Origin of the sequence: Sphingomonas montana (assembly GCF_001956315.1) — a bacterium.
In the GTDB taxonomy this organism is placed as follows: Bacteria; Pseudomonadota; Alphaproteobacteria; order Sphingomonadales; family Sphingomonadaceae; genus Sphingomonas_R; species Sphingomonas_R montana.
In genome coordinates, this window is sequence record NZ_MOLY01000026.1 from 1 (window position 1) to 11,033 (window position 11,033).

The 11,033-nt window shown below is 63.0% G+C and carries 11 protein-coding genes and 1 tRNA gene; 8 read left to right on the top strand and 4 right to left on the bottom strand.

Annotated elements, in window-relative coordinates; genetic code table 11:
* Positions 1-496 precede the first annotated feature (496 nt).
* On the bottom strand, positions 497-2,668 hold the full coding sequence (locus BKY59_RS07840; protein ID WP_240500021.1) for an ATP-binding protein: 2,172 nt from the start codon (positions 2,666-2,668) through the stop codon (positions 497-499).
* Positions 2,669-2,888: 220 nt separating this feature from the next.
* Positions 2,889-3,281: a hypothetical protein gene (locus tag BKY59_RS07845; protein ID WP_076070377.1), complete on the bottom strand. Its 393-nt coding sequence runs from the start codon at positions 3,279-3,281 to the stop codon at positions 2,889-2,891.
* A 358-nt stretch (positions 3,282-3,639) separates the two neighbouring features.
* Here BKY59_RS07845 and BKY59_RS17350 point away from each other — a divergent pair, with 358 nt between their 5' ends.
* A complete protein-coding gene (locus tag BKY59_RS17350) occupies positions 3,640-3,945 on the top strand; it encodes a hypothetical protein (protein WP_129586286.1) in 306 nt (101 codons plus the stop codon).
* A gap of 835 nt (positions 3,946-4,780) precedes the next feature.
* Here BKY59_RS17350 and BKY59_RS07855 read toward each other — a convergent pair.
* Positions 4,781-4,868, bottom strand: a tRNA-Ser gene (locus BKY59_RS07855).
* Positions 4,869-5,012: 144 nt separating this feature from the next.
* Between BKY59_RS07855 and hspQ the strand changes: the two genes are divergently transcribed.
* The 5 genes from hspQ (at position 5,013) to BKY59_RS07880 (ending at position 8,251) form a co-directional block, all read left to right on the top strand.
* Positions 5,013-5,396 (top strand): heat shock protein HspQ, encoded by a 384-nt coding sequence (gene hspQ, locus BKY59_RS07860; protein ID WP_076070379.1) that lies wholly within the window; start codon positions 5,013-5,015, stop codon positions 5,394-5,396.
* Positions 5,397-5,502: 106 nt separating this feature from the next.
* Complete coding sequence (locus tag BKY59_RS07865; RefSeq protein ID WP_076070381.1) at positions 5,503-6,837, top strand: dicarboxylate/amino acid:cation symporter; 1,335 nt, start codon at positions 5,503-5,505, stop codon at positions 6,835-6,837.
* A gap of 130 nt (positions 6,838-6,967) precedes the next feature.
* Entirely contained in the window at positions 6,968-7,312 is a 345-nt protein-coding gene (rplU, locus tag BKY59_RS07870; RefSeq protein WP_076070383.1) for a 50S ribosomal protein L21, read from the top strand.
* A 23-nt stretch (positions 7,313-7,335) separates the two neighbouring features.
* Positions 7,336-7,611: a 50S ribosomal protein L27 gene (rpmA, locus tag BKY59_RS07875; RefSeq protein WP_076070385.1), complete on the top strand. Its 276-nt coding sequence runs from the start codon at positions 7,336-7,338 to the stop codon at positions 7,609-7,611.
* Positions 7,612-7,765: 154 nt separating this feature from the next.
* Positions 7,766-8,251, top strand: coding sequence for a GNAT family N-acetyltransferase (locus tag BKY59_RS07880; RefSeq protein ID WP_076070387.1), 486 nt, complete (start codon positions 7,766-7,768; stop codon positions 8,249-8,251).
* 192 nt (positions 8,252-8,443) lie between these two features.
* Here BKY59_RS07880 and BKY59_RS07885 read toward each other — a convergent pair whose 3' ends face one another.
* Positions 8,444-9,271, bottom strand: a complete 828-nt coding sequence (locus tag BKY59_RS07885) for a metal-dependent hydrolase (protein ID WP_076070389.1) — start codon at positions 9,269-9,271, stop codon at positions 8,444-8,446.
* A 35-nt stretch (positions 9,272-9,306) separates the two neighbouring features.
* Here BKY59_RS07885 and BKY59_RS07890 point away from each other — a divergent pair, with 35 nt between their 5' ends.
* Together BKY59_RS07890 and obgE are read left to right on the top strand one after the other, a co-directional pair.
* Positions 9,307-9,912, top strand: a complete 606-nt coding sequence (locus tag BKY59_RS07890) for a TetR family transcriptional regulator (RefSeq protein WP_076070391.1) — start codon at positions 9,307-9,309, stop codon at positions 9,910-9,912.
* Between the two features lie 53 nt (positions 9,913-9,965).
* Positions 9,966-11,027: a GTPase ObgE gene (gene obgE, locus BKY59_RS07895; RefSeq protein WP_076070393.1), complete on the top strand. Its 1,062-nt coding sequence runs from the start codon at positions 9,966-9,968 to the stop codon at positions 11,025-11,027.
* Positions 11,028-11,033 lie beyond the last annotated feature (6 nt).

An 11,033-nucleotide genomic window follows, 5' to 3' on the forward strand; every position in this document is an offset into this window, starting at 1 on the left:
AGGCGGACGGCCGTGGTGAGGCGGAGCCGGTCGCTTCAAACCTTACGCCCGACGGGCAGGATGACGCACAAGGCCGTACAAAGAACCGACGCGTGACTATCGTCATCCCCCGCTGACCGGGCAAGCCGGCAGCGATTAACTATTGCCGACGTCATCGCGCCTGGCCGGCGACAGGTCTCGAGCGGAGCGCGGTTTCTCCATCGGCCGCTTGGACCCAAAAGCGGTTGATTAAGCCTGAATAAAGGCAACTCGAAAGCGGTCGTTCGTTCAGCTACGAAAGGACGTCGATTTCACGATCACCCTCGCAGATCTCGGCGCATGAAGCGTGCCGCCTGGGGCCATTCACCTCTTGGCCACACTCAATCCAAGCCGGATGCGAAGCTCGGTCAAAAGTTCATTGGCGTCGGTAGGAACAGAAATTCGGTGTTCGCGCGCGTCGCGGGTACCCAACCGTCTTCCTCGCCGCCGTGCCCTCGCTCCCGTGGCCACCGTCTGGCTACACGACAGCGGCAAGGCGCTGGAAGGCGGCGCTGAGCGCGTCGATTGAGTAGGGTTTGTGCAGCAGTTCGAACTCGCCCGAGCCGTCTTTCGACAGGATCTCGCTGTACCCGCTGGTCAGGATGATCGGCATGTCCTGCCAATGCCGTCTGATTTCATGGGACAGTTCGATCCCGTTCATGCCAGGCATCATCACATCGGAGAAGACCACGTCGCACTGGTCCGCATTCTCCCACAACTGTTTCAGTGCTTCGTCCGCATTCCGCGCCAGGGTGGCGTGATGTCCTAGGTCGTCAAGCGCCGCCATCGCAAAGCCGCCTACTTCCGGATTATCTTCGACGACCAGGATCCGAAGCGGTGCAAACGATGATCTATCGAGCGGCAGAATACCGTCGACCGAATTCGACAGCTCAACTTCGCGGGGAAGAAAAAGGGTGAATTTCGCACCCTCCCCGACCTCGCTCGTCGCGATCACGTCACCACCAGACTGCTTCGCGAAGCCGAACACCTGTGACAGGCCGAGACCGGTACCATGTCCCACCTCCTTCGAGGTAACGAAAGGTTCGAAGATGCGTTCGAGATCATCGGCCGCGATGCCGGAGCCGGTGTCGACGATCGCGATACATACCCAGTCGCCCATGCGTGCGCCATGCCCGCGGACCGGTGGGATGTGATCACATGGTTGAACGGTAATGGTCAGCCGCCCCTGCTGCTTCATCGCATCGCGCGCGTTGACCGCCATGTTGACGATGGCCGTCTCGAACTGCGTCACGTCCGCATTCGCATAGCATGCGCGATCCGAGAGATGCAGGTCCACTTCGATCATGGCACCGGCAAGCATCTCCATCATGTCATGCAGACGGCGGATGGTGTCGCCGACGTCGAACACCTGCGGCGTCAATGATGATCGCCTGGCAAAGGCGAGCAGCTGGCTGGTGAGCTTGGCGGCGCGATCCGCCGTCTGGGCGATCGCGTCGGTGTACCGCTCCCGCCGGTTCTCGGTCAGGCCAGGCCGCATCAGCAGCTCCGCCGATCCCCGGATGACGGTCAGCAAATTGTTGAAGTCGTGGGCGATGCCCCCGGTCAGCTGACCGAGCGTTTCCATCTTCTGGGCCTGCCGCAAGGCATCGTGTGCGCGGGTCAACTCGTCCGTCCGCTCCGACACACGCCGTTCCAAGGTGTTGTTCACATCCTGGACCGCCGCAAACAGCCGCGCATTGTCGATCGCGATCGCCGCCTGTGCAGCGACGCTGGACAACAGCCGCTCATGCCGCTCGGTAAAGCGGCTAGGCTCGGAATGACCGAACAGCAGGCCGCCCAGCACCTCGCCCGTTCTGGACACCACCGATGCCGCCAGATAGCTGCGGACTGCCAGATGACCGGGCGGCATGCCGGCATAAGGCAGGTTGCGGCCGTACCGATCATCAACCAGTATGTCGTCGGAACGAACCACGCCTTCGTTCCGGAATGTCGGCTTGAAGATGGCAGTCTCTCGAGGACGACCCAGCGCCTCGAACTTGGCTCGTGGTGCGCCGGATAGCGTAAAGATATCAAGGCGCTGCCCGGTTTCGTCCAGAAGGTTGTGGAAATAGGCGCCGAATTCGGCGCCGGTCAGTTTCACGCCGGCATCGGTGACCATCTGCACGAGTGGCTCGATGTCCAGCTCGGCCGCGAGAGCCGCACCCGTCTGATTGAGGGTTTCAAGCGTCTGCGTCTCGGCGATGAGGCTCTGTTCCAGCACCACGGCATCGGTTGTCTCAATGACCGTTGCCAGCACGCCGGCGGGCGTGCCGTCCGGGTCCAGAACCGGGGCATAGCTCAGGTCAAAGAAGACCTGTTCGGCTGCCCCATCGCGGTAGATCGTCATTTCCTGGCGGGCAAATGTTAGCGACCGGCCTGCAAGGCAGGTTTGCAGGACATCTTGGTTAAAGGCGGCCGCCTCGGGCCATGCTTCCCGAACCGGACGGCCAAGGATAGCAGGATGATACCGGCCGGCGATCACCGCATAATGCTCGTTGTAGATCAGGATACCCTCGGCACCCCAGAGCAACGCCATCGGGATCGGGGACTGCAGAACGATTGCCGTCGCGAACCGCAGGTGTGAAGGCCAGTCAGCTAATGGCCCGGTGGTTGAGGCGCTCCAGTCATGCGCCGCAATCAACGACGCCATTCTATCCGCGCTCCGGAGAAAGCCGGGGTAACCACTCATTTTACGACAATGCCCCGCGCTGATATCCGTTTGTGACTGCTCGACAATTCTGCTGAAATCCTGATTGCCTGATTATCTTCGCGGCAGCGCCTCGGTTTTCCTGAACAGATGTTCGGTTGCCGACCCGCACAACCGACTTCCAAGGCTTGTATCTAAGCCAAGTGCCGGAGCCCCCGCAAGGTCAGGCTATGTGGTCGAGTGACGAATACTCGTAAAGCACCCGCTGGTAAGCGAACAAGGAGGCGTTCCATGCCTTGGCCTTCGGGGAGGCTCGGATTGGGTCATTGACCAGCGACCTCCCCATCAGGGACGCTACCGTCCGTCCCACGTCTATCGGATGTTCGGTTTGGGGAAGGCGGGGTACCGTGGCCGCAATCGAGAGCGCCGGCGGCAGCGCTTTGTCGCCTGCGTTGCTCAGGAACGTAGCTGACTGCAGGAACTTATCAGTGACCGGCATACCTCCCTTCAGGATCTCGCTGGTGCCAGTGGCGTAACGCCGGCTTATGTTCGACAGTTGGTCGGGGGAGCGTTCCTTGCTCCAGATCTCGTCACTCGTATCGTCGAAGGCCGCCAACCATCGTGGCTGACGCTCCCGCGGTTCAGGGACATGCTCCCCCTGCCCGCGGACTGGGCAACACAGCGGACGTTCTTCACTACGCAAAGCTTGTGCTTCGCTGTCGTTTTTGCTTGCGTCTGCCCTGACGTCCGAGGATCAACGACGTGCCCCCGAGATACATGGGAGTGGCGCTTCGAAACATCTTCCTTGCTGCCTCGGTCGCCCGCGTTTGCCCGGCCAGCTTGCCGTTAAAGGCGCATACGCCTGCTCGCAAGGACGGGTTTCGGACATCCGGCTTCGGCCGTCGCCCCGAGAGGAACATAGGGGCGGCTACAGGCGAAGCTACACGAGACGCCCCTGCAAAAGGGGAATTGTCATGAACTTTTTCAGGATTCTATTGCCGGCGTTGGGTCTCGCAGTCGCTGGATGCACATCTGTCAATGCCATACTCGCCAAAGAGGCTGACGAGGTTTTTCATAGTAAATTATCGTCACAACAGGTCGCAGACTGCTTCGAACAGGCCAACAATTTCGGTGTGATCGAAAGACCTGATGGTGCGCGCGTTGCTCAGTTCCGCAACGGCTATGGTGGCATCGTCAAATTATTTTCGATTTATCCCGAAGGAACGGGGAGCCGAATCGAAGCACGGCATAGCTTCGTTGGCGTACCCGGCATGAGATGACAGCGTTGCGTTGGTGCAAAGCCTAAAAAAAGAACTCGAGCCTGAGACCGCAGCGTAGCAAGTACGCAAAACTGCTAAAGTTAAAGCATAATGCGCCAAATAGCTTTGTGCGCAGGATGCAGTCATGGTAGAGGCGGGCTCACTTTTCGTCGTCCATGATGTTCAACTCACGCCTTTGCGTGCCACAGGTTTTCTACACAAGCATAGTCAGGAGCAAACCTTTAGCCCAAATACCGGCTGCGCGACCACTGGCTGTGTGTCTGGTCATATCGTACGCCGCAGCGCGGCTTGGTGACGTTCCGTATTGACCATCGCGATTTTTGACCTGACCTGTGACAACCGTTCCTGACGCCTCGTAGCAGCCGTCTCAAGGTCTGTTCGCGGGTCCGACCGGCCAGTTCCGGGTAGCCGCACCTTTAGCGTAATTACTCCGTCGTCGAGGACGGCACGTAAGGGTTTCTTGTTTTGGACGGCGCCAGGACCAATCCGCATTCCGGGCAGCTTCGAGGATGTTCAAAACCGGGAATGCCTTACAATGAGGCTTGCCGCAGCGGGTGAAAACCTGACCCATAACGTCCCTCGGATAAGCTTTCTTTTATACTGTCACAACGACGTGGTGGCGAACCTAAATCCTACGTGGCCGGAAGAACGGAGCCACCACAAACGCGGCATGCGAGCGACCAAATCGATACCGCATAATTGGCGTATGAGAGAAGATCGGTGATACCGTTTGAAGTTTAAATACTGGAGCGAGCGTCTATAGACGTTCGCTGGCCTGCCTAGCGTACTCATCGTTATAGAATTTACTGATCGCAATGCACGCCCGAAGAGGGGCTGGCGGAGAGGGTGGGATTCGAACCCACGGTACCTTGCGGCACAACGGTTTTCGAGACCGTCCCGATCGACCACTCTGGCACCTCTCCGCAGAGGCTTGGCACCGTGCCTGCGGGGCAGCGGTGGCGGTCCGAGCGGTGGCCTCTAGCGAAGCCGTGGCGGCTTGCCAACCCTTCTTGCACGCGCCGTGTCGATACGCTTGCGGTCGCGCGCCGACGCCTTAGATTAGACGCATGATAAAAAGCTTCGCATTCTCACCCGACCAGCACGCGGCAAGCCGGTCTGCACCGGCCGTGTCGCATGCGCGGTTCGCGATCGGTGCCGTCGTACGACACCGCCTGTTCGAATTTCGCGGCGTCGTGTTCGATGTCGATCCCACCTTCGCGAACAGCCAGGAATGGTATGATGCGATCCCGGAAGATATCCGTCCGTCCAAGGACCAGCCCTTCTACCACCTGCTCGCCGAAAATGCCGACAGCAACTATGTCGCCTATGTCAGCCAGCAGAATCTGGAACCGGACGAAAGCGACGAGCCGATCGACCACCCCGCGATCGCCGGGCTTTTCGATGGCTATCAGGACGGTCGCTACTCATTGCGGCGCGAACATCGCCACTGAGTGACGCCTGGGCGGTGCCGCTACCTCCCCGCGTGCGGAGGCAGGCTCTACCGCCACATAGCAAAGGTCGTTTGCTCATAGCGCGGGGTGCGATCACTTCGGTGGCATGACAGCCAGTATAATTCCGCCCCCCCAGCCACGTTTCGGGTTCGCCACGCAGGTCTTTGTTGGCGTCGCGGTAGGTCTTGCGCTGGGCTTCGTCGCCCGGACACTGGGTGGTGATGCGGCGAACCCGAACTGGCTGCTGCGGACGCTCGACGTGACCGGATCGACCTTCGTCCAGCTCCTGCGTGCGCTGGTCCCGGCCCTGGTCTTCACCGCGATCGTGGCATCGATCGCGAACATCCGGAACCTGCAGGGTGCTGCCGGACTGGTCTGGCGGACGCTGCTATGGTTCGGCATCACCGCGCTGATTGCGGTCTGCATCGGGCTGGTGATCGGCACGGTGTTACAACCCGGGGCGCAGTCAGGGCTGGTGCCCGGGTCCGGCACGGTGCCCGATACAGCCGGCAGCTGGCTTGATTTCCTGAAGGGCATCGTGCCGTCCAACCCGATCGGGCTGACCGTCTCGTCGCATCTGGACGCCGGTGGCAAGGTGGTGAGCAGCCTGTCGTTCAACGTCCTGCAGATCGTCGTCATCGCGTTGGTGATCGGGATCGCCGCGGTCCGGATCGGGGAGAAGAGCGACGCGTTCCTCGCGTTCAACCGCGCCTTTCTCGATATCGTGCGCAAGATCCTGTGGTGGGTTATCCGCCTGACGCCGGTCGGCACTGCCGGCCTGCTGGGCACCGCGGTCGCCCGATATGGCTGGACCACGCTGGCGCAGCTCGGGACCTTTGCGGCGGCGGTTTATCTGGGTCTCGCGATCGTGCTGTTCGTCGTCTACCCGATCATCCTGGTTGCCAACGGCCTGCGCCCGGCCGCCTTCTTTGCGGGTGCGTGGCCGGCGATCCAGCTCGGCTTCGTCTCGCGGTCGTCGATCGGCACGCTGCCGGTGACGGAAGCGGTCGCGGTCGCCAATCTCGGCGTGCCGCGCGATTATGCCGCATTCGCGGTGCCGCTCGCCGCAACCACCAAGATGGACGGGTGCGCGGCGATCTACCCAGCGATCGCCGGGTTGTTCGTGGCGCAATTCTACGGCATCCCGCTCCATCTGTCCGACTATGTACTGATCGCGTTCGTATCGGTGATCGGTTCGGCCGCCACCGCCGGCCTGACCGGCGCGATCGTCATGCTGACGCTCACGCTGTCGACGCTCGGCCTGCCGCTGGAGGGGGCCGGGCTGCTGCTGGCGATCGATCCGATCATCGACATGGGGCGCACCGCGGTGAACGTCGCTGGCCAGGCGCTGGTGCCAACCGTGGTCGCCAAGCGGATGGGGATGCTCGATCAGGATCGCTACGACTCGACCGTCGCCACCGGCCTGCCCGAAATCGCCTGATCCAAGGCTTCGGGGGTCACCAAAAGGTTGACTTTGATACCCATGGGGGTTAGCCGCGCTTCTCTTCCGAACGGGATTGGCACGCAGTCGATTCCCGCACCGGACCAGCTTTGAAGAAGTGATGAGGGCCATGTTCGCTATCGTGCGCACGGGCGGCAAGCAGTATCGCGTTGCCGCCGGAGACAAGATCGTCGTCGAAAAGATCGCGGGTGACGCGGGTTCGACCGTTTCGTTGGCCGATGTGCTGTTCGCCGGCAATGACGGCGCGGCGCAGGATGTGGCCGGCCTGACCGTCTCGGCCGAGATCATCGCGCAGGCGAAGGGCGAGAAGGTCATCGTCTTCAAGAAGCGTCGTCGGCACAACTACCGCCGTAAGAACGGTCATCGTCAGCACCACACCATCCTGAAGATCACCGCGATCGGCGATCACAAGGCACCGCAGGCGTCGGCTCAGCCTGCGTCGGCAGAAGCCTGATCCGCGAACCGGAGTAAAGAAAAATGGCACATAAGAAAGCAGGCGGTTCCAGCCGCAACGGTCGTGACTCGGCCGGTCGCCGTCTGGGCGTGAAGAAGTTCGGCGGCGAAGAAGTGATCGGTGGCAACATCATCATCCGTCAGCGCGGCACCCGCGTCTATCCTGGCGTGAACGTCGGCATGGGCAAGGATCACACGCTGTTCGCGCTGACCGAGGGCCGCGTGGCATTCCACTCCGGCAAGCTGGGCCGCAAGTTCGTCAGCGTCGAAGCGCCGGTCCTGGCCGAAGCGGCCGAGTAAAATCGTGCACCATGTCCGACATCGTCGGGCGATGATTTGAAGGGGAGGCGGATCGCAAGGTCCGCCTCCCTTTTTGCGTTCTTTCGACCATCGGATAGTCGCCAAGCCGTAACGCGACCCGGCTACGCCGCGCACGACCGACGGGAGAGTAAGAATGTTCGCGCGCACCGGAAGGCTGCTGCTCAGGCCCGGCTGGGCGGAAGATGCGCCTGTCATGGCGGCCGCACTGTGCCGCCCGCACCATGCTGTCGGGACGGAAGCCCATGCGGCTTGCGTGGCGGCGGCCCGTGCCGTGCTGGAACGCCCCCTGCCCCATGCCCGTCCGCATATGCTGATCCTGCGGCGCGGCGCATCGGCCGAACTGATCGGGACGATCAGCCTGATCGACCGCGGGGGCGCGGTGCAACTCGATTGCTGGATACGCCCGGACTGCCGCAACCGCGGCTATGCGACCGAGGCAGGCCATGCCACGATCGCGATCGCCGCAATGCTCGGAATTGCGCGACTGGAGTGCCCGCTCGCTACCGATCCCGCCGCCGCCGCCCTGCTTCGCAAACTGGGCTTTCGCGACGCCGACAACGGTCTGGTTCTGTACTGCGCAGCGGTGCCGCACGATCCGATTGATCGGCTCGCCGCCTGACGGCCGGACAGCGTGGCAAATGTTCGCCGTACCGGGACCGTTCTCGCACCTATCCGGAAACCGTAACCGACTTTTAGCGGTACTTCGTCACCCCCGACCTGATCCGGGGTTTCGCTGCCCTTTGGGCTGACGGACGAAGCGGGATCCCGGATCAGGTGCGGGACAACAGATATTCAAAGCGCGAACAGCGTCCTAAGCCAGCGCCAGCCGATGTTCCGCCTGCACGATCAGCGCGCGGTCATCCTCGTTCCAGGGGTGGAAATGCGGCATGAAATAAGACATCCAGGCCCCGCCGACCCGTCGTACCATGCCCGGCGCGATGAACGCTGCGTGGAACAGCCCCCAGCCCGCACGCCGACCGGTGATGCCGTCCTGCGCCAGCAGGTCCATCGCCCCGCGCGTCCGATCGATCATGAAATTCTTCGTGACGAGCAGCATGATCCGCGCCTTCAGCGACCAGCGTCTCCAGCGGGTCCAGCCCTTGGTCGCGTGCAGCCAGGTGTCGTATGCCACGCCCTTATGTTCGATTTCCTCGATCGCATGCCAGCGCCACAGCGCCGCGGTCTCGGGTTCGGCACGGTCCAGATGCGCCGGATCGGCCAGCAGCGCATGCGCCAGGATCGCGGTATAATGTTCCAGCGCGATCGTCGCGGCCAGGCTGGCGATCGGCGGATGCGCGCGGATGACGGCGAGCCGGGTGTCGACCGTCCGTTCCAGTCCGCTGACGTCGTAGCCCGCGTCCGTCACGCGGCGGTTGAACGCCACATGCTCGCGCGTATGCATCACCTCCTGCTTCACGAACGCCGCGATCTCGCCCGCCAGCCGCGGCGGCGTGCCGTCGCGAAAGGCCCGGACGGATTCGACGAAGAACGCCTCCCCCTTCGGGAAGGTGACGGACAGCGCATTATAGATCGCGGTCTGATACGGATCGCCGCCCAGCCAGTGGCGGTCCTGTGCGCTCCCCCGGCCGAAACGCCGGTCGCGGGGGGTGATCGACAGATCGGCGGGCGTATGGGACATGACGGACCTCGATGTGTTCTGACAAGGTTGTTAGTATGACGGAACCGACACGAGTGTCAACAAGGACGCGGCTGACCGCTGCCGACAGCAAGGATGCGGCGATCGCGGCGGCGCGTGCGCTGCTGATCGCGGACGGTCCGCAGGCGGTGACGCTGAAGGCCGTGGCCGCGCGGATCGGCAAGAGCCATGCGAACCTGCTGCACCATTTCGGTTCCGCGGCGGGGCTCCAGTCCGCGCTTGCGGCGTCCATGGCGGAACGGATCACCGCCCGCATCGGCGACGCGGTGAAGCAGGCCCGCGCCGGCCAGGCCGATCCCCGGATCATCGTCGACCTGACATTCGATGCGTTCGATTCCGAAGGGGCCGGCGCGCTGGCATCTTGGATGATCCTGTCGGGCGACCGGCGCGCGCTCGATCCGATCATGGACGCCATCCACGCGATGGTCGATGCGATCGGTGACCAGGACGGGCGGCCGGTAAAGGCGATGACATTGTCGCTGGTGCTGAGCGCGCTCGGCGATGCGCTGCTCGGCGATCCGGTGTCGCGGGCGCTCGGCCTGCCGCGTGGCACCGCGCGCGAAATGGCGGTGACGCAGCTGCTTGCCGCGGTCACCAGGGCAGACGAGGGAACATGCGGATAGCGATACCGGCGAACGCGGTTTCGTTCCGTGCCCGTTTCCGCTAAGGGCGCGCGATGCATTTTCTCGATCAGGCCAAGATTTACGTCCGTTCCGGCACCGGCGGCCCCGGTGCCGTGTCCTTCCGGCGGGAGAAGTTCGTCGAATATGGCGGTCCGGACGGCGGCCATGGCGGCAAGGGTGGCGACATCATCTTCGAAGCGGTCGCCGGGCTGAACACGCTTATCGACTTCCGCTATACGCAGCATTTCCGCGCCCCGCGCGGCAAGGGCGGGTCGGGGTCGAACCGTACCGGTGCGGGCGGCAACGACCTGGTCGTGCGCGTGCCAGTCGGTACGCAGATCCTGTCGGACGACAAGGAAACCGTGCTGCTCGACTTTACCGAGGCAGGGCAGCGCGAGATCTTCCTGAAGGGCGGCGACGGTGGCCGCGGCAACGCCAGCTACAAGACGTCCACCAACCGCGCGCCGCGCCAGCATGGCAGCGGCTGGCCGGAAGAGGAAGCGTGGGTCTGGCTGCGGCTGAAGCTGCTCGCCGACGCAGGGCTCGTCGGGTTGCCCAATGCCGGCAAGTCGACCTTCATAAACGCGGTGTCGAATGCGAACGCGAAGGTCGGCGCCTACCCCTTCACCACCGTGCGTCCACAGCTGGGCGTCGCGACGCATCACCAGCGCGAATTCGTGGTCGCGGATATTCCGGGTCTGATCCAGGGTGCGGCCGACGGGGCCGGCATCGGCGACCGTTTCCTGGGCCATATCGAACGGTGCCGCGTCCTGCTGCATCTGGTCGATGCGACCGGCGACGACCCGATCGACGCATGGCATATCGTCAACGACGAACTGGTCGCCTATGGCAGCGGGCTGGAGGACAAGCCGCAGATCCTGGCGCTGAACAAGGTCGACGCGCTGCCCGAAAAGGACATCGCCAAGATTGCGAAGAAACTCGCCAAGGTCAGCGGTGCCGACGTCATGCTGCTGTCGGGTGCTGCCGGCACCGGGCTCGAACCCGTGCTGGACCGGATCGTCGCGGCACTCGGCCCCGCCCCCGACAAGGCCAGCGCGACGACGGACACGAGCGACGGCAGCGACGCGGAAACGCCCGCCTGGTCGCCGATCTGATCGTCC

Coding starts and splice junctions, on each gene's coding strand:
- BKY59_RS07840 (WP_240500021.1), bottom strand. CDS start 2,668: ATGGCGTCGTTGATTGCGGCGCATGACTGGAGCGCCTCAACCACCGGG.
- BKY59_RS17350 (WP_129586286.1), top strand. CDS start 3,640: ATGAACTTTTTCAGGATTCTATTGCCGGCGTTGGGTCTCGCAGTCGCT.
- hspQ (WP_076070379.1), top strand. CDS start 5,013: ATGATAAAAAGCTTCGCATTCTCACCCGACCAGCACGCGGCAAGCCGG.
- BKY59_RS07865 (WP_076070381.1), top strand. CDS start 5,503: ATGACAGCCAGTATAATTCCGCCCCCCCAGCCACGTTTCGGGTTCGCC.
- rplU (WP_076070383.1), top strand. CDS start 6,968: ATGTTCGCTATCGTGCGCACGGGCGGCAAGCAGTATCGCGTTGCCGCC.
- rpmA (WP_076070385.1), top strand. CDS start 7,336: ATGGCACATAAGAAAGCAGGCGGTTCCAGCCGCAACGGTCGTGACTCG.
- BKY59_RS07880 (WP_076070387.1), top strand. CDS start 7,766: ATGTTCGCGCGCACCGGAAGGCTGCTGCTCAGGCCCGGCTGGGCGGAA.
- BKY59_RS07885 (WP_076070389.1), bottom strand. CDS start 9,271: ATGTCCCATACGCCCGCCGATCTGTCGATCACCCCCCGCGACCGGCGT.
- BKY59_RS07890 (WP_076070391.1), top strand. CDS start 9,307: ATGACGGAACCGACACGAGTGTCAACAAGGACGCGGCTGACCGCTGCC.
- obgE (WP_076070393.1), top strand. CDS start 9,966: ATGCATTTTCTCGATCAGGCCAAGATTTACGTCCGTTCCGGCACCGGC.